The organism is Microbacterium capsulatum (assembly GCF_030865425.1).
GTDB lineage: Bacteria > Actinomycetota > Actinomycetes > Actinomycetales > Microbacteriaceae > Microbacterium > Microbacterium capsulatum.
Genome location: NZ_JAVFCB010000003.1, coordinates 384,489 through 401,035, shown reverse-complemented (window position 1 = coordinate 401,035; position 16,547 = coordinate 384,489). Strand labels below are relative to the sequence as shown.

The following is a 16,547-nucleotide window of genomic DNA, read 5'->3' as shown; positions in this document are numbered from 1 at the left end:
GTCGCCGTGGGCTACCTCAGCAGGTGTTGCGCGCGCAGCGCCGACGCTTAGGGCTCGCGGAGCGCCCACACTGATGCGTCGCGGAGGCAGCGACGGTGAACGTGTTGACTGAAGCGGTGGTTCACGCGCAGAAGGTGCAACGAGAATTTCTTGGGCGCCCCCGATTAATGTCGGTGGGTGGTTGTACACTGGAGTCAACGACTTCGCAAAGGAGGTGGAGGCATGGCGTTCGAGAAGTTTGGCAAGTCCAGAGCAGTGCTCGGCCGCACGCCGAACGTGACGATCCAAGCGCGGGGGATCATCTCGATCAACCAGGCGGCGTATGCAAGGATCGGCTCGCCGGAGTTTGTCGATCTGCTCTACGACGAGGACGAGCGACTGATCGGTATCCGTGCCGCTGAGGATCCGGCTGACGGTCATCGCGTTCGCGTCGCGGACCAGCAAGGAGCGTCAGCAGTCGTGTCTGGAACGGCGTTCACGAACTACTACGGGATTCCCAACTCCGAGTCGCTTCGCTGGGAGCCCCGGATCGAAGACGGGATGCTCATCATCGACTTGAAAGTGCCCGGTCGTCCGATCGGGAGCCGCCGCACTCGGAAGGAGGAGAGCCCTGAAGACGACTGAGATCCCGGGCTCTTCCCATGGATGTGGCCCACGAAAGAAGTCCGGCCTGAACCCGCTGCAACGGATCCAGGCCGGCCGCCCGAAGGCGATTGAAATGCATAGCGATGCGTTGCCAATCGTAGCGAAGTTCTCTATGAGCTTCCCCCTTTCGGGCTCGTCTCTGCCCGAAAGGAGGGCGTGATTCGCACCTGAAGCGGGCGATCCGCTCAGGAAGTCCGGTGCCTCAAATCTGCGCACGTGCCGGCCGTATCACGCGACGCCAGCAAGGTCGTCGCATCGCTACATGGATTGGAATCTCAACATGGCCAACAGGCCCGTCACTCACACCCGCAAGGACCGCTACGGCAACATCATCGGTCTCGGCAACCCGACTCAGACCTGGTCGGTTCGCTCGACCGCAGACTGCATCCGCGATATCGAGTCCGGCGCTCATCAGTACTACGTGCCCTGGCCGACTGGCTCCACCTGGATCCGTGTCGTGCAGGGCACCAACGGCAAGTACCTGAGGACCGACCGCGACAACACCTCGCGTAACAACCTGGACGATCTGCCCAACATCTGATCGTCGGGTCGCGATGCGGGGAAAGCGCTCATCTCGTGCGCTCTCCCCGCATTTGTTCCCCTACTCAATCCACGCAATCGCTTTGGATGGAAGGAGGTGATTTCAAATGACTAACTCCAACGACAGGCACGTGGTGCCGAACCCGAAGGGCGGCTGGGATGTCAAGGCGGGCGATGCGCAGCGAGCATCTGCGCATACCGACACGCAGGCAAAGGCTCAGGCTCGCGCGCGCGACATCATCGGCAACGCCGGCGGCGGTGAGATGCTGACGCACGGACGTGACGGACAGATCCGTGCCAAGGACACGATCGCGCCCGGCAACGACCCGCGCAACGTCAAGGGCTGACGACTGCCCAGGCCGGAGCACACAAAGATGGCGTGTGCTCCGGCCTTGGTCATGCATCGACGGAGATAGGCGGGGCCGCTCGAAGTCTCAGCCTGACTAGACCGTCCGCCCGCCACGTGCGCGCATTTGCACTCCCGCGTCAATGAGTGCTCTTCGGATGACGCCGTAGGAGATGTGGTGTCGGTCCACGAGCTTGGCTAGGGTGATGCCTTCCTCATACTCGCGCGCGAACATTCGTTGCTGTTCGAGAGTCGGCGGTTGGCGTCGCACCACGACCCTGCTCTCACGAAGTAGATTCAGGACCGAGTTACGGGCAATACCGAGCTCTTCTGCAAGGGCCTTCGCGGTCTCCCCGGAGGAGTAGCGACTGATGATCTCGGCACAGACTTCGGTGCCGAGCCGACGTGGGATCGGACGTGGGTGATGTTGCGAGACCGACGGGCAACCTGCGTCAGCACTGGCCTGAAGCGCCCACAACCTCTGTTGTTCAGGTGTGACGTTGGTGCCGTCGGAGTTTTTTGAATAGAGGTCGACAAGGTCTACAGAAAGCCCCCGAAGAACCGCGGAATCACGCGGATCTCGGGGGTATTTTCGTCGAAGGCTCGCTGGTCCTCGGCGAAGATCGTGTCCGTTTATTCGCCCGAACGACGTGATCTGGAATCGCCTGCGCAGTTGCTCCTGGTTGCTACGAGGTGTTCCGTTCGGCGGAGCTCCACGACGCGCGCTGAGGTCCGCGCGCAGCATCGGATTGCGGCGCGCGGTGGCGTGCAGAAGCCACGAACAGTTGAACACGCCTCGGAATCCACCGGACTCCGAGTCTCCCGGCCCGCGGTCAAGAGACGCCAGGTGTCACCGGGGCTATTGAAGGGTGCCGGGCAGGCTGCCATCACTCAGCCTTGGACTGCAGCCTGCCCGGAGCTTGGGATCGATCAGGACGCTCTCTCCAGGGCTCCTGAGGGTGCGGTCGGCGGAGCATCGACTCCAATGATTGACGTCACATCGAGATGGAGGATGCGTTCGAGCGTCTCAGGAGTAATGCGGGTCCTCGTGGACTTCCCATCTCCAGCGAGATCGCCGATCGTCGTGCGTCCGCAACCGGTGAGCGCGGCGATGCGTCGGATCGACAACCCGAGTGCGCACAGCTCCCGCACCTTCACTGCAGCGACCTGGGCATCGACGGGCGCGACGCGCGGCTCGATCCCGGCGGCCCGCGCCAATTGCGTTCGATACTGCGTCCGTGCGTCCGTGCACGTGCTGCCGGAGTCGTCTCCCGGGCACGTGCGACGGTCGCGGCATCCCAGCAGGTACCCGTTCGAGGTACCGTGCTCGATTGGCGTCCCAGCGCCGGCAGCACGGCGTGACGTGTACGTCTGGAAGTACCGCCGTCGTGCTTCGGAGCAGGTCATCGCGCCTCGGCGCCAGTTCGGGCAGGCTCGGGTGTCGCGACATCCCCGGGCATAGCCCCAACGGGTCCCGTGCACCTCGCCGATGGCGGTCGCTGAGGTTGCTGCGGCGATGACCGGTTCATGTCGAGGCAAGGGCTGATCGGCTGGCAGGCGTGAGAGATGGTAGTCGCCGCGTCGACGGACGGCTGCCTCGGCGCACGAGAGCATCTCAGATGCTTCCCCGTGAGCGCACATGGCTCTCGTGCGGCAGCCTCGATCGAAACCAGCCGGGCTCCCGTGAGGTGGAGCAGCCACGTCCATGTCCATCATTCGATGACGTCCCTTCAGCGGGCGCGCGTCGCGGGTTTCAGGACCTCGAGCTCGGCCGTCCGGGAATGTGGCTGAGTATCGACTTCGAGAAACCGCCGTCGACACAGATGTCCTGGCCGGTGACATAACCCGACAGGGGGCTGACGAGGAACTCGATGACATTGGCGATGTCGACGGGGTCACCGATCCTCGACAACGGGATGATCGCTTCGCGCGCCTTCTTGATCTGGGGATCGACGTACATCTGCTCGGTCATGCCGGTACGAGTCATTCCCGGAGACACGACGTTGACTCGGATGCCGTCGGGTGCCCATTCCAGTGCGAACGTCTGAGCCATCAGGGTCAATGCGGCCTTGCTGGGGCTGTAAGCGCCTGAACCCGCGTGCGGAAGCTGCCCGGACATCGAAGAGGTGAAGCATGCCGCGCCCTGGCTGTCCTTCAGATGCTGGTGGCTCTCCTTGGCGAGGAGCCACGCGCCTCGGAGGTTGACGGCGAACATGCGGTCCCAGTCTTCGAGAGAGACGTCCTTGAGCGGGCCGGGCTTGGCGATGCCGGCATTCGACACCAGGGCGTCCAGACCACCGAACTCACGTACGGCATCTGCAACGAGCTGCGCCGGCACGTCGGGGTCGCCGAGGTCACCCACCAAGGCGATGGCGGTTCCGCCGATCGACTGGATCGAGCGCACAACATCGTCCTGTCCGGCGTTCGATGTGTTCCCGCAGACCGCGATCATCGCCTGCTCACCTCGAGCAAGAGCCGCTTCCGCGAGCCTCAGGCTCGTGGCCGCGCCGATTCCGCTGCTTCCGCCGCTGACGAGAGCTCTCATCGCGCAACCTCCTCGCGGGTTCCTAGGTTCCACCCGAAGGCGGGAAGTTCCCGCATCGCCTGCGCGAACTCCTCGAGAGGGTTCTCTTGGCGAATGATCTCGAGGACGACGTTTTCCACTCCCAGGTTCGACTCGACGGCACGGCCCAGCTCCTCCCAGTCGATCACTCCGGTGCCGATGGGGTCGTGGCCCCAGATGGCCGTGCCGGTGTCCGAGATGTGCATGAGCCCGATCAGCTCGTGGTGCGCCTTCAGCGCCGCGACCGGGTCGTCGCCGATGTATGCGGCGTTCGCGACGTCGTGCACGATCCTGAGGGCGTCGTCGTCGACGGTGCGGACGACGGCCGCGATCTCTTCGATCGTGGGGGTGAAGCAGAAGGGCGTGTTCTCGAAAAGGAGCCGCTTGCCGGCCTTCTTTGCCCGCGGTACGAGATCTTCCAGGCTCTCGTACAGCCACCCGTACACGTTTTCGAGCGGAGGCGAGATCATCGGACGTCGTGTGCCGGGAGAGATGACGATATCCGGGACATTCCATTCTGTCGCCAGTTCGATCACCGCGTCGATGTGCTCGATGCTCCGGCGTCGCACGCTCGCGGCCGGGCTTGCCAGATTGAGGTCGTAACCGCCGGCATTCAGCGACCTGATCTTCGCGCCGGATCCGTTCAGTTGTGCAGCGGTGGCGGAGCGCTCCGAGCTGGAGATCTCCACGGGCCAGCAGTGCGGTGAGCTGATCGGGATCTCGAATGTCGTGTAGCCGTTCTCGACCAGTTCCTCGATCGCTTCAGGAGCGGTCTTGGACCAGAGGTAGGAAAAGGTGTTGATGATCATCGGATCTCTCCTGAGGGTGGTTGGTCGGTGTTCGCTTCGATGCCTTCGGCGTCACGGATCTGTTCGAGCACGGTGCCGACATCCGCGCCGGCGTCGTCGTTCAGCACATCGAGAACGTGTACGCCCTCCCAGGCGACCGGGGTCGTTCCCCATCTGGTCCAGAACGTGTCCCAATCGCCGAGCTTCACGGCGTCGCGTGCCAAACCGCGTTGGATGAGCCGCGCCTTGATGGTCGCTTCCGGAGCAACGACGCGGAGGGTGAAGAAAGCGGTGCCCGGCCAACCGCCCTCGGCGGCCGACCGGAGGAAGAAGTCGGGACTGTCCAGATATGCGGCGAAAGGCGCGTCCAGGACGACGTCGTGCCCCAGACGCAGATTGTCGCCGGCCACTGCGAAGAGTGCCGAGTACTCGGACGGCATGAGCCGGGTCCGGTAGAACTCGCTGCTCTCTCGGTCGCTGCTTGCGTTTCCGCTCGCGGCGAGGGCTGCTTCGACGAGTGGTCCGGCCAGGGTGTCCTTGTCCAGATACATCGCGGACGACCGACGGGCGAGCTCGCGAGCCACCGTCGATTTTCCGGAGCCGGCGGGGCCCACAACGGCGACGGCGAACGGCATGTCAGCCTCGCGCGGCTTCGACGGCGGCGAGGAACCGCTGAGCCGCTGTCGTCACGCGTGCGTAGTCGCCGTCCGGTCTCGCCGCCTTCGTGATGCTGCTCCCGACGCCGACCGCGCACACCCCAGCCGCGAACCAGTCCTCGACGTTGTGCTCGTCGACGCCTCCCGCCGGCATCAGGGCGATCTGCGAGAGAGGTGCGAGCACCGCCTTGGCGTAGTCCGGACCGGCGTCCGCCGGGAAGAGCTTGACGATGTCGGCGCCTTCTTCGGCCGTCTCCAGGATCTCGGTGGGGGAGTACGCCCCGCTGATCGAGACCACCTGGTATCGGTTGGCAGCGCGAAGCATCGCGCGGCTGAGGTTCGGGCTCACGACGAAGGAGGCGCCCGCGGAGACAGATGCGTACGCCATCGGCTCGTCGATGACGGTGCCTGCTCCGATCGACACCTCGGAGCCGTACTTGTTCGCAAGTCGTTCGATGACGCCGAGGGCGCCCTCGGTGGACAGCGTGATCTCGATCGCCCTCACGCCCCCCTCGATGGCGGCTCGCGAGGCGCGCAGCGCCTCGTCTGCGTCGTCGAGCCGCACGATGACAACAGTGCCGGTCGAGTGGATGTTCGTCAGCGTCCGCAACTTCGCGTTCATGAAACCCCTTTATATCGTCGCTCGACATCAATATAGTAGTCTTCGACAAAACTGTCCAGAGGTGCCGCATCGAAGCGGTGGCCGATCATGGGAGCCCGCATGAAACCAGCACGAACGATGGTCTTCGGTCCGTCGCACTGGCACGTTCCGCTCTGCGCGGAGCGGATCGGAGTTCGTCATGACGTCATAGGGGTGAGCGACGAGGATGCTGGCAGCGCTCGCCGCTACGCCGACCTGTGGGATGCCCCGGTCTACGGGCGCTGGCAGGATCTGCTCGCGGCGCACCCTGATGCCGAACTCGCCTACGTGTTCGTTCCGCATGACCAGATGCGAGAGGCGTGCCTGGCGCTGATCGATGCGCGGATTCCTTTCGTCGTGGAGAAGCCGGCAGGTGTCTCCCGGAGCGAGGTCGCCGATGTCCGCGCGGCCGCTGAATCTGCCGGTGTGCCCATCGCGGTCACGTTCGTGCAGCGAGGCGGGCCCACCGAGCAGTGGTTGTCGCAGGCGGGCCCGGCCGTGTACGAGAGCACGCAGTTCATCGCGGGCCCTCCGGACCGGTATCTGAGCAACGGCAGTCCCTGGATGGTGGAGCGATCGCGCTCCGGAGGCGGCTGTGTCATCAATCTCGCACCGCATTTCATCGACATGTTCCTGAGATCGGCAGGGCAGCGAGAGGCGACGGTCTCGGCCGCACTGTCGTCGGCCCTCCATGGGCGCGGCGTCGAAGACTTCGGGTCGTTGACGCTCACGACATCCGACGGCCGGATCTGCACCATCCAGGTGGGCTACGCATTCCCCGGTTCGGCCCTCAAGCGGCACTGCTCGTTCACGCGGATCGGGCCGAACGGGGTGGCGAGCATCTGGACCGACGGGACGGCCTCCTTCACAGCCACGGATGGCGCGACAGCGACCCGCACGATCGACGTGGACAGTGATCCCCTCTACGACCGGTTCGTCGACGCCGTCGCCGACACTCTGGACCAGGGTTTCGAGGGACTACCCGGCATAAGGGACCTCGAAGATGCCATGGCGATCGTGTGGGACGCCTATTCAGAAGGGAACCTGACCCCATGACTGGACGACGACTGCCGGGCGTGCGCTACGTGGATCACGCCGCCTATACCGTTCCCGACCTCGACGAGGCGGTGAGCTTCTTCGTCGAGGTGTTCGGCGCGGAGGAGCTGTACCGATCGACGCGCGGCCCGGATGCCGACTTCATGCCGGAGAACTTCGAGGTCCCCGCCGACGCGCAGCTCGAGTTGGCGATGCTGCGGATGCCTCCCAACCTGAACGTCGAGTTGTTCCAGTGGCGGACGGCGGACCGGCGCCTCCAGCATCCGCGCCACAGCGACGTCGGGGGCCACCACCTCTGCTTCACCGTCGACGATGTCGACGACTCGTTCGAGATCCTCAGGAAGATTCCCGGAGTCCGCATCCTCGGCGAGCGCAAGGAGGTCGCCGGTGACAGCCCTGCCGTGGCGGGCAACCGCTGGGGCTACTTCGTCACGCCTTGGGGCCTGCTGATCGAACTCGTCGATCGGTCCCGAGTGCAGAACCCACCACACCTCGTCGGCCCCGCCGACTGGACCACTCACACAGAAGGACCCACATCGTCATGATCATCGCAGGGCACACCCTCGGCACACCCGACCACGACCTCCGAGGCGCATTGCGGCTGTTCCGCACGGCGGGACTCGATGCGGCCGAGGTCATCTATCAGCAGGACTACGCCGCGGCGATCGCACCCAACGACGAGCGCGCGTCCGCTGAGGCGGCGGAGATAGCGCGGGACGAGGGAGTTCCCATCGTCGCGCTCACCCCTTACACGACCGCCATCAACAGCCTCGACGACGCGTCCTGGAGCGCGGGTGTGGACGAGCTGCGCGCGTGCATCGCCGCCGCTCACACCGTCGGCGCATCTCGCGTCCGCGTCTACGCCGGCTCCTGGCATGACGGCGACACCGATTGGGATGCCCACTGGAGCCAGCTCCGCAAGGCGCTCGAGGTGCTCGCCATCGACGCTGCAGATGCGGGGGTCGTGCTGGGCGTGGAGAACCATTTCGGCACCATGACGCAGACCGCGGCGAGCACCGCGCGACTGGTCCGAGAGGTTGCTGCTCCGTCCGTCGGCGTGCTGTACGACCAGGCGAACCTGACGTTCACGCATGATGAGGACTGGCAGCAGGCGTTCGCCGTCCAGGGCGACCTCATCAGACACGTCCACGTGAAGGACCTGGTGTTCAAGGACCCGAATGCGCCGTTCCGGGCGAGCGACACGGCACGCGTGAAGGCGGAGGAGCGCGCCGTCAGGTCGCGCGTTGTCGGTGAGGGTGTGGTCCCGTGGGACGAGATCATCGCGGAGCTCGTGCGGCGCGGCTACGACGACGTCCTGACGCTGGAATACGAATACCGCTGGCACCCGCAGGACCTGCCCGATCCGGACGCCGGGTTCAGTCGCGGGGCGGCGATCCTCAGGGAGCTGCTGAGCGGACTCGGAGTCGCGCGATGAGCGTCCGACGACTGCGAGTCGGGGTCGTCGGTGCCGGGAACATCGCCAGCATCGCCCAGCTCCCGTCGCTCGTCGCGAGGGACGATGTCGAACTGGCAGCCCTGGTCACGCGACGGGAGGATCCGGAGCCCCTGATGCGGCGGTGGGGATTCCACCGCGCCTACGGCACCGTCGAAGACATGCTCGGCAGCGAGCAGCTGGACGCGATCTTCATCCTGACGCCGCGCTCGGAGCATGTTCACGCCGCGCGAAGCGCGCTCGAGGCTGGAGTCGACGTCTTCTGCGAGAAGCCGCTGGCGACACGGCTGGACGACGCCGAGATGCTCGAGCGCCTGGCGACCGAGAACGGCCGCGTGCTTATGGTCGGCTTCAACCGTCGGTTCGCGCCCGTCTACGAGTCTGGTCGCGCGGCGTTCTCCGCTGCCGGTGCGACATTCTGTGTCGCTCAGAAGAACCGGGCTGGGTCCGAATACCGGGCGACCTTCGAGAATGCCATCCACATGATCGACCTGATCCGCTGGTACTGCGGGGGCGAGCCCGTCGAGGTCACCGCGCGAGCCGCGGGCGGTGACCAGTGGCAGGAAGACGGCGTCGCCGCGCTCGTTCATTTCGACAACGGGCATACGGGAGTCCTCATGGCCGCCCGGAACGCCGGCAATTGGGGGGAGAAGCTCGACGCCTATGGCGACGCAGTGAGTGCGGAGATACTCGCTCCCGACTCGGTGAGGATCACCCGCGACGGCGCCACGGCAATCCGGGAGATGACGCCGGAGGCGTACGGATGGGCGACGGCGACCCACACCCTCGGGTTCGCCGGCGCCGTCGACCACTTCCTCGAGCGCGTGCGCGATCGAGGGGAGCCGCTCACGTCCGGACGTGAAGCGGTCAAGACGCAGGCCCTGCTCGAGTGGATCCTGTCCGCAGCCGGGCTTCCGACCGAGGAACAGGTCGGCCGCGAGTGGTCCAGCCACGCGAAGAAGTGAGGGAGTTCAGATCATGGTGAATGCAGCAGATCAGGTGGTCGTCGTCACCGGTGGCAACGGGGGCATCGGCGCGGCGATGGTGGCCGCGTACGTGGAGCTAGGTGCCACCGTCGTCAACACCGATCGCGGGCCGGCCACGGCGGGTGACGCCGCTGCATACTATGACCTCGACGTCACCGATGAGGCGGCGGTCAAGGCGACGCTCGCCGAGATCGTCGAGAAATTCGGTCGCATCGACGTGCTCCTGCACGCCGCCGGCGTCCTCGGAGACACCGTCGATCCGATGAGCACCACCACGGCGGAGTTCGAGCGCATCATGAGCATCAACGCCACGGCGAGCTTCACGGTCACGCGCGAGGCGGCGCAGGTCATGCGGGACCGCGGGATCAAGGGGTCCATTCTGCTGCTCTCCTCGGTGGCGGCGAAGGAGGCGCGGACGACGTACCTCCCGTACAACGCGAGCAAGATCGCGGTGCTCCACATCACTTGGTCGATGGCCCAGATTCTCGGTCCGGCGGGCATCTCGGTCAACGCGATCGCCCCGGGACCTACCGAGACCCGCATGTGGGCGCAGCTGGCGGACGCTTCCGGCCCCGACGCGGAGGCCGCCCGCCAGGCGCGAGCGGCGCGTGCCGCGCAGCTGCCCATGCGGCGGTTCGCACAGCCCGAGGAGATCGCCAGTGCCGCGCTGTTCCTCACGGACCCACGCAACCGGTACATCACCGGGGTCACCCTGGATGTCGCCGGTGGCGCGCATCTCGGGATGGGATCATGAATCCCCCGGCAAGTTATAGAGACTATCGGTATAGAGCTGTCGAAAGTCGACAATATGAAATGCGGAGTCGTCGTCGGGGACCTGCCGTTCCTGCAATCCGACGATCTCGCTGAAGCCCTGACACTCGCGTCGGAGCATCGGATCGCAGTGGTCCCCGACAAGGAGGGCACCGGATCGACGATGGTCAGTGGAATCCCTGATGGCGAGTTGGTGACGCATTTCGGTCCCCGGCTCACTTCGACGCCATGTCGCGGCCGGCTACTGGACGCTGTCACTCCCGCTGTCATCCAGCCTGCGCTGGGACGTCGACACCCTCGAGGACCCTTCATCGCCGACCCTGCTCATTGGAGAGGTGACCGGACGACAACTGGCTGCGTCGTCCTCGCCGGCGGAGTCGGAGGATCGCGATTCCTGCTCGGGATGCGCGAGGCTCTGCGTCGACGAGGAGCCCTTTACACCGAGGAGCATCTGACGGCTCGCGGCCCGTCACGATCCTCATTACCCGGTCCTGACGAGGACCTCGCATCGTTCGGTCGCGCTGCGGCAACTGTTATGAAAAAAATCGACATATATCTGTCGAACGATGCTAATATCACGTCAGGAGTCGTTCCCTGTGGGCTCCGAAGCCGAATTGCTGAACGAGCGCCGACTAGCTAGCACGTCCCAGGCGTTGACGGCTCTCACGCAAGCGACTGATCTCAAAGGAGAGAGTGGATGATCATGAAGCGCTGGAAACTCGCGGTGGCAGGCCTTGCCGCGGCGACGCTGATGCTGGCCGCCTGCGCGCCGGCGGACGACTCCGGAGGCACCAAGGGAGGTGGTGACAGCGCCAAGGGCCCTGTGACGCTGACATATTGGGACTTCCTGGACCCGAGCCAGGACAACCCGCGCTCGAATGCGTTGCGGGACAACATCGCCGCGTTCGAAAAAGCCAATCCCGACATCAAGATCAACCTGTCCGTCGTGCCGCTCGGCGACATGATCAGCAGGCTTCCCCAGGCGGCTGCCGCCGGGCAGTCCCCGGACGTGTTCAAGATGTTCACCCCGCAGGTGCCCCAGATGGCGGCAGCTGGCGCCTACACGCCGTTGCCCAAGGATGCGCTCGCGGTGAAGGACTGGTTGCGACCCGCGAAGACGCTCGCCGGCCCCGACGGCAAGCAGGTCGCTGTGCCGTACGAGTACCGGACGTGCGCGCTGTACTACAACCAGAAGATCCTCGACAAGATCGGCGCCACCGTACCCACCACCTATGACCAGGTCGTCGACGTCGCGGCCAAGGCGGCCGCGGCCGGATACACGGGCTTCGGCACCGGCTTCTCCGACACCGACAACTCGGCGATCATCTCGACCTTCTTCGACTGCTTCATGAGCCAGGTCGGGCAGAACATCTGGAACGACAAGGGGAAGGCCGCATACGCCGGCACCAAGGCGGACGAGTTCGGTGACTTCCTCGCCAAACTCCGCGACGCGAAGGCCCTCGGCAGCAGCGTCGTGTCGGACACTTACTCCTCCGTGACCGATGGGCTCGCGAACGGGACCGTCGCCATGGCCGTCCTCGGCACAGAACGCATCGTCACGTACGGCAAGACCAACCCCGACATCAAGTGGACCGATCTCCCGACCGCCTCGACGGGCGGCAAGACCGGCGCGACCTTCGGATGGACGATGGGTATCGGTGCCGGGAGCAAGAAGGTGGACGCCGCGTGGAAGTTCATCGAGTACATGACCGGGGCCAAGGCCGCGGTCGGACTGGCGAGCGGCGGCGAGGTTCCCACCCGTTCGTCCAGTTACAAGGATTCGTACTTCTCCAGCCCTGAGGCGGGCACGGTCAACTCGATCGCGAAGTACGTCGAGAACAACAGCAAGCCGCACAAGTACGGGGACAACTGGATCGCGGTCGCGGGCGGGCTGTCCCATGCGGGGCAAGAGCTGTACCTGAACGGCCTCTCGGGCAGTGACTTCATCCGGGCAGCGCAGGACGCAGCCAACAAGTAGGTCGAACCACATTCGGGGAGCCCGAAAGGGCTCCCCGAAGATCGGACAATCATGACTCTTTCCAGCGGCATCGCCGGGGATCCCCCCGGCCTTCGCAAAGCAGCGAACAAACCGGACCCCACCACTGCCATCCGCCGCCCGCGCGCTGACCCACGTGTTTGGCTGTATGCGGTACCCGTCGTGCTGGTGTTCACGTTCGTCTTCATCGGCCCGCTCATCTATACCGCGTGGACCGCACTGCACGAAACGACGTACTACAACATCGGTGAGTTCTCCGGTCTGAACTCCTTCATCAAGCTCTTCTCGGACCCGGAGCTGCCCACGCAGATCGGCACCACCCTCGTCTTCTCTCTGGGGGCTCTGGTGATTGCCCTGCCGGCGGGCTTGATCTCGGCGATCGTGCTCAACGACCTGCATCGATTCAAGCGAACCGTGCGTGGCCTTTTCCTCCTGCCATGGCTGATGTCGCAGGCGACCGCCGGCGTGATCTGGCTGTGGTTCTTGAACCCCAACTACGGTCCCGCGTCCTACATCACCAAGTCGCTCGGATTCGGGCCGACGGACGTGTTCTCCTCGCCGACCTCAGCCCTCATCGGGGTCACTCTCATCACCGCCTGGTGGTCGTACCCGCAGGCGATGCTGTTGTTCCTGGGTGCGCTGCAGACCATTCCGGGGGAGCTCCGCGAGAGCCTCAAGATGGACGGCGGTGGGATGTGGCGAGGATTCGTCAGCATCACCTTGCCGTTTCTGCGCAACACGATCGTCTCTGTGATCGTTGTCCTCCTGATGCTGTACGTGCAGATGGTGACCATCATTCTCGTCACAACGCGAGGAGGACCTCTCGGCGCCACCGAGACTCTGTCCATGCGCGTCTACAACCAGACATTCCTCGACTTCGACCTCTCGGGCGCCTCGGCGACAGCGATCCTGCTCTTCGCGGTCAATACCGTTCTCACCCTGGTCGCCATTCGTTTCCGTCGAAAGGAAGCACTATGAGCACCGCAACAGAACGCATCGTGACCGCGGGAGCCCCCAACCGCCGGCGGAAGCGCATCGAATGGCTGCGGGTCATTCCTGCATGGGTCTACATCGTGCTCTCGGCCGCGATCGTGCTGCCGCCGATCGCATGGATCGTCTCCACGGCGCTCAAGCCCGCCGACGACACCATCGCGTATCCTCCGCAGTGGATCCCGAATCCCGTCACGTTCGAGTCGCTCGCGGGCATCTACACCACGACCAACGTGCGCTTCTTCATCAACTCGCTGATCTACGCCGGCGGCTCCATCGTTCTGGCATTGGTGATCTGCATCCCCGCCGCCTACGTCGCGACCCGCCATCAGAGCCGTCGCATGGAAGCCCTGATGACCGGCGTCCTGGTTCTTTCCATGGTCCCCGCCATCGTCGTCTTCATCGCGCTGTATTCGATGTTCGTCAAGACCGCACTGATCAACACCTATCCGATGCTGATCGTGGTCTACACCGCGATCATCTGCGGGCAGACCATTTTGTTCCTCCGGAACTTCATCGAGAACATCCCGGTCGAGATCGAAGAGGCCGCTGCCATCGACGGGTGCTCCCGACTGCAGATCCTGTGGCGGATCGTGATCCCGCTGATTCGGCCCGGGATCGCAGCGATCGCCATCTTCATCTTCGTCTTCGTGTGGAACGACTTCCTCGTCGGCACAGTCCTCGCGACAACGGAAGACATGAAGACCGTCCAGAACGGCATCGTCCGGTATGTCCAGACGGGATTCGGCAGCTTCTGGGGCCTGTTCTCCGCCTTCGTGATCGTCGCGTTCGTCCCCGTCCTGGCCATCTTCGCGGCCTTCCAACGGTGGTTCATCGCCGGGCTGACCTCCGGCGGCGTCAAGGGGTGAATCCGGTCGGCCAAGATATGCAACGAGGAGGACGCTCATGAGCGGGGGAACCATCGGCGTCGCACTGGTGGGAGCCGGTGCGATGGGAATGGTCCACGCGGCGATCGCGTCCGGCATAGACGAGCTCGACGTCGTCGCGATCGTGGATCCCGTTTCCGAAGCCACCGCACACGTCGCCACTCGACTCGAAAAAGCCGGCTTCCGTCGTCCTGGCGAATACGCCACGCTGGAGGAAGCCCTCGCGTCGCCGGAGGTCGACCTCGTCGTGATCACGACGCCCAGCGGGCTGCACGTGACGCAGGCGACGATGGCCCTCGACGCACATCGACACGTCATTCTCGAGAAGCCTCTCGATGTGGATCTGGGTCGAGCTCGCGCGATGGCTGAGCGTGCCGCTGAAGCAGCCCGGGAGGGGCTCGTCGCTACCGTGGTGAGCCAGCATCGATTCGATGCCGCAACTGTGATCGTTGCCGATGCCTTGAAGTCCAACGCATTCGGGCGCGTGACGTCGGCCATCGCGTCGACAGCGTGGTGGCGTCCGCAGAGCTATTACGAATCCGCTGGTTGGCGCGGTACATGGGCTCTCGACGGCGGCGGCGCTCTGATGAACCAGGGCGTGCACAACGTCGACCTTCTGTTGTCGTTCCTCGGACGACCCGTGGAGGTATCGGGGCAGATGGCCCTTCTGGCTCATAGCAGGATCGAGGTGGAGGACTCGGTCGTCGCGGCGATCCGATTCGAGTCGGGGGCTGTCGCTTCGGTGCACGCGACCACCGCGGCCTACCCGGGGCTTGCCACACGCCTGCACCTGATGGGGTCGCTGGGCTCCGCGATCATCGAAGATGATCTGCTCACCTACTTCCACGTCGCACAGTCGCCAGGAATCGACATCGGCCCGATGGGCCTCACCTCCGCTGAGGGCAACACGGCGCGGAGGGTGCTCGCCGAGATGGGAGAGCGGACCTATCGTCTCGGTTTCGACCTTCCGCCGGCGCCCGCGGGCCAGTACAGCCTCGACCCGATGAGCCATCATCTGCAGTACATGGATGTCGTGAACGCCATCACGACGGGCACTCAACCCGCAGTCACGGTCCAGCACGCCTACGACGCGATGACGGCGATCAGGTCGATCTACGTCGCCTCCACCCTGCACAAGCCCGTGCGATTCGCAGATGTCGCCGCCGGCGTCTACGACGACCTGCCGCTGTCTGCGACCGACGGGTCAGACAGCTCGCCCACAGCAATCCGATGACATGCGATGCGACCGGGGCAGGGCCCGGCACTCATCAGTTCCTGTGCACGGGCGCGCCAGGATCTAGAGAAGATTGCGCGCACGGTACGCCGTTGCCGCACAGATTCGTCTGATGGAATGGCTAGGTGTTGGCGTCCTTGTGGCGGTGGCGGCGGGGGCCACGGTACAGATCATCACGGGCACCGGGTTCGCGCTCGTCTGCGCGCCGTTCCTGTTGCTATTGCTCGGCCACGACGTCGGAGTCCGCGCGGTGCTCGTGCTTTCCCTCGCGTTGAACGCCTACCTTCTGGCGATCACGATCCGTCACGTCCGGTGGAGAGACTCCCTCTTGCTGCTGCTGCCGGCTGCGCTCGTCGTCGTTCCGACCGTCTTCGTTGTGGGTGCGATTCGCGGTCCAGCACTCACCATCACTGCCGGCGCGGTGATGGTGATAGCCACCCTGCTCGTGGTCAGAGGCCGCAGGCTGAAAATGATCGATACCCCGGGAGGAGTAGTACTGGTCGGCGCCGTCAGCGGGGTGTTCACCGTCGTCGCCGCCGTCAGCGGGCCACCGGTGACCCTCCTGGCCGTGCAGAGGAAGTGGTCACCGGATGTCACCCGCGGCACGATGCAAGCCTTCTTCCTCCCTCTCAACCTCTTCGCGCTCCTCCTGCTCGGCCCCGTCGACGCCGACCTTTCCAAGGTGTGGTGGGCCGTCGGAGGATGCGTTCTCGGGCTCCTCGCGGGTTCGCTGGGGGCGCGGCGCCTTCCCGCGCCAGCCGTGCGATGGGCGATGTTGACAGTTGCAGCTGCGGGCGGTGCCTGGCTGACCGCCAGCGGGGTCTGGGAGGTGATCTCAACAGCAGCCCGTGGCTCGCACAGCCCGTAGCGGCCTCGTCTCGCGGCTGCTTCGCGCTCCGTTGCCGGGGCCCTTTGGACAAATCCCGACCCGTCGCACGTCGTCGGGCCATCTCAAGAAAGAAGGAACTGATGCCCCACTGCTTCTTCAGCCGCGTA

General features: G+C 64.9%; 18 protein-coding genes. 13 read left to right on the top strand and 5 right to left on the bottom strand.

Features of this window, described 5'->3' with window-relative positions:
• The first annotated feature begins 222 nt into the window (after positions 1-222).
• The 3 genes from RBR11_RS07285 to RBR11_RS07275 all read left to right on the top strand — a co-directional run bounded on the left by RBR11_RS07285 (position 223) and on the right by RBR11_RS07275 (position 1,532).
• Complete coding sequence (locus RBR11_RS07285) at positions 223-624, top strand: hypothetical protein (protein ID WP_308488658.1); 402 nt, start codon at positions 223-225, stop codon at positions 622-624.
• Between the two features lie 283 nt (positions 625-907).
• The gene (locus tag RBR11_RS07280; RefSeq protein ID WP_308488657.1) at positions 908-1,186 is read left to right on the top strand and encodes a DUF3892 domain-containing protein; all 279 of its coding nucleotides are present in this window, start codon (positions 908-910) and stop codon (positions 1,184-1,186) included.
• Between the two features lie 106 nt (positions 1,187-1,292).
• Positions 1,293-1,532 carry a DUF2188 domain-containing protein gene (locus RBR11_RS07275; RefSeq protein ID WP_308488656.1) on the top strand — a complete coding sequence of 80 codons (240 nt, stop codon included), beginning with the start codon at positions 1,293-1,295 and terminating at the stop codon, positions 1,530-1,532.
• Between the two features lie 96 nt (positions 1,533-1,628).
• Here RBR11_RS07275 and RBR11_RS18350 read toward each other — a convergent pair whose 3' ends face one another.
• The 5 genes from RBR11_RS18350 to RBR11_RS07255 form a co-directional block, all read right to left on the bottom strand.
• Entirely contained in the window at positions 1,629-1,766 is a 138-nt protein-coding gene (locus RBR11_RS18350; protein ID WP_373889778.1) for a helix-turn-helix domain-containing protein, read from the bottom strand.
• A gap of 1,518 nt (positions 1,767-3,284) precedes the next feature.
• Positions 3,285-4,076, bottom strand: a complete 792-nt coding sequence (locus tag RBR11_RS07270) for an SDR family NAD(P)-dependent oxidoreductase (RefSeq protein ID WP_308488655.1) — start codon at positions 4,074-4,076, stop codon at positions 3,285-3,287.
• Positions 4,073-4,903 carry a sugar phosphate isomerase/epimerase family protein gene (locus RBR11_RS07265; protein ID WP_308488654.1) on the bottom strand — a complete coding sequence of 277 codons (831 nt, stop codon included), beginning with the start codon at positions 4,901-4,903 and terminating at the stop codon, positions 4,073-4,075. The genes RBR11_RS07270 and RBR11_RS07265 overlap by 4 nt, the downstream gene beginning before the upstream one ends.
• Complete coding sequence (locus RBR11_RS07260; protein WP_308488653.1) at positions 4,900-5,517, bottom strand: P-loop nucleotide/nucleoside kinase family protein; 618 nt, start codon at positions 5,515-5,517, stop codon at positions 4,900-4,902. The genes RBR11_RS07265 and RBR11_RS07260 overlap by 4 nt, the downstream gene beginning before the upstream one ends.
• A 1-nt stretch (position 5,518) precedes the next feature.
• On the bottom strand, positions 5,519-6,160 hold the full coding sequence (locus RBR11_RS07255) for a bifunctional 4-hydroxy-2-oxoglutarate aldolase/2-dehydro-3-deoxy-phosphogluconate aldolase (RefSeq protein WP_308488652.1): 642 nt from the start codon (positions 6,158-6,160) through the stop codon (positions 5,519-5,521).
• Between the two features lie 99 nt (positions 6,161-6,259).
• Here RBR11_RS07255 and RBR11_RS07250 point away from each other — a divergent pair, with 99 nt between their 5' ends.
• The 10 genes from RBR11_RS07250 to RBR11_RS07205 all read left to right on the top strand — a co-directional run bounded on the left by RBR11_RS07250 (position 6,260) and on the right by RBR11_RS07205 (position 16,419).
• Entirely contained in the window at positions 6,260-7,234 is a 975-nt protein-coding gene (locus tag RBR11_RS07250; RefSeq protein WP_308488651.1) for a Gfo/Idh/MocA family protein, read from the top strand.
• A 20-nt stretch (positions 7,235-7,254) separates the two neighbouring features.
• On the top strand, positions 7,255-7,779 hold the full coding sequence (locus RBR11_RS07245; protein WP_308488650.1) for a VOC family protein: 525 nt from the start codon (positions 7,255-7,257) through the stop codon (positions 7,777-7,779).
• Complete coding sequence (locus RBR11_RS07240; protein ID WP_308488649.1) at positions 7,776-8,669, top strand: sugar phosphate isomerase/epimerase family protein; 894 nt, start codon at positions 7,776-7,778, stop codon at positions 8,667-8,669. Before RBR11_RS07245 ends, RBR11_RS07240 begins: the two co-directional genes overlap by 4 nt.
• Complete coding sequence (locus tag RBR11_RS07235) at positions 8,666-9,652, top strand: Gfo/Idh/MocA family protein (protein ID WP_308488648.1); 987 nt, start codon at positions 8,666-8,668, stop codon at positions 9,650-9,652. The genes RBR11_RS07240 and RBR11_RS07235 overlap by 4 nt, the downstream gene beginning before the upstream one ends.
• Before the next feature lie 34 nt (positions 9,653-9,686).
• Entirely contained in the window at positions 9,687-10,427 is a 741-nt protein-coding gene (locus tag RBR11_RS07230) for an SDR family NAD(P)-dependent oxidoreductase (RefSeq protein ID WP_308488647.1), read from the top strand.
• A gap of 714 nt (positions 10,428-11,141) precedes the next feature.
• Entirely contained in the window at positions 11,142-12,422 is a 1,281-nt protein-coding gene (locus RBR11_RS07225) for an ABC transporter substrate-binding protein (protein ID WP_308488646.1), read from the top strand.
• Between the two features lie 51 nt (positions 12,423-12,473).
• Positions 12,474-13,418 carry a carbohydrate ABC transporter permease gene (locus tag RBR11_RS07220; protein WP_308488645.1) on the top strand — a complete coding sequence of 315 codons (945 nt, stop codon included), beginning with the start codon at positions 12,474-12,476 and terminating at the stop codon, positions 13,416-13,418.
• Complete coding sequence (locus RBR11_RS07215) at positions 13,415-14,299, top strand: carbohydrate ABC transporter permease (protein WP_308488644.1); 885 nt, start codon at positions 13,415-13,417, stop codon at positions 14,297-14,299. The genes RBR11_RS07220 and RBR11_RS07215 overlap by 4 nt, the downstream gene beginning before the upstream one ends.
• Before the next feature lie 37 nt (positions 14,300-14,336).
• Positions 14,337-15,551, top strand: coding sequence for a Gfo/Idh/MocA family protein (locus RBR11_RS07210; protein ID WP_308488643.1), 1,215 nt, complete (start codon positions 14,337-14,339; stop codon positions 15,549-15,551).
• 112 nt (positions 15,552-15,663) lie between these two features.
• Positions 15,664-16,419 (top strand): TSUP family transporter, encoded by a 756-nt coding sequence (locus tag RBR11_RS07205; RefSeq protein WP_308488642.1) that lies wholly within the window; start codon positions 15,664-15,666, stop codon positions 16,417-16,419.
• The last annotated feature ends 128 nt before the right edge of the window (positions 16,420-16,547 follow it).

Bases quoted from the DNA above. Each gene is read 5' to 3' on its own strand.
- RBR11_RS07285 (WP_308488658.1), top strand. From the start codon at position 223: ATGGCGTTCGAGAAGTTTGGCAAGTCCAGAGCAGTGCTCGGCCGCACG.
- RBR11_RS07280 (WP_308488657.1), top strand. From the start codon at position 908: ATGGATTGGAATCTCAACATGGCCAACAGGCCCGTCACTCACACCCGC.
- RBR11_RS07275 (WP_308488656.1), top strand. From the start codon at position 1,293: ATGACTAACTCCAACGACAGGCACGTGGTGCCGAACCCGAAGGGCGGC.
- RBR11_RS18350 (WP_373889778.1), bottom strand. From the start codon at position 1,766: ATGTTCGCGCGCGAGTATGAGGAAGGCATCACCCTAGCCAAGCTCGTG.
- RBR11_RS07270 (WP_308488655.1), bottom strand. From the start codon at position 4,076: ATGAGAGCTCTCGTCAGCGGCGGAAGCAGCGGAATCGGCGCGGCCACG.
- RBR11_RS07265 (WP_308488654.1), bottom strand. From the start codon at position 4,903: ATGATCATCAACACCTTTTCCTACCTCTGGTCCAAGACCGCTCCTGAA.
- RBR11_RS07260 (WP_308488653.1), bottom strand. From the start codon at position 5,517: ATGCCGTTCGCCGTCGCCGTTGTGGGCCCCGCCGGCTCCGGAAAATCG.
- RBR11_RS07255 (WP_308488652.1), bottom strand. From the start codon at position 6,160: ATGAACGCGAAGTTGCGGACGCTGACGAACATCCACTCGACCGGCACT.
- RBR11_RS07250 (WP_308488651.1), top strand. From the start codon at position 6,260: ATGAAACCAGCACGAACGATGGTCTTCGGTCCGTCGCACTGGCACGTT.
- RBR11_RS07240 (WP_308488649.1), top strand. From the start codon at position 7,776: ATGATCATCGCAGGGCACACCCTCGGCACACCCGACCACGACCTCCGA.
- RBR11_RS07235 (WP_308488648.1), top strand. From the start codon at position 8,666: ATGAGCGTCCGACGACTGCGAGTCGGGGTCGTCGGTGCCGGGAACATC.
- RBR11_RS07225 (WP_308488646.1), top strand. From the start codon at position 11,142: ATGATCATGAAGCGCTGGAAACTCGCGGTGGCAGGCCTTGCCGCGGCG.
- RBR11_RS07220 (WP_308488645.1), top strand. From the start codon at position 12,474: ATGACTCTTTCCAGCGGCATCGCCGGGGATCCCCCCGGCCTTCGCAAA.
- RBR11_RS07215 (WP_308488644.1), top strand. From the start codon at position 13,415: ATGAGCACCGCAACAGAACGCATCGTGACCGCGGGAGCCCCCAACCGC.
- RBR11_RS07210 (WP_308488643.1), top strand. From the start codon at position 14,337: ATGAGCGGGGGAACCATCGGCGTCGCACTGGTGGGAGCCGGTGCGATG.
- RBR11_RS07205 (WP_308488642.1), top strand. From the start codon at position 15,664: ATGGAATGGCTAGGTGTTGGCGTCCTTGTGGCGGTGGCGGCGGGGGCC.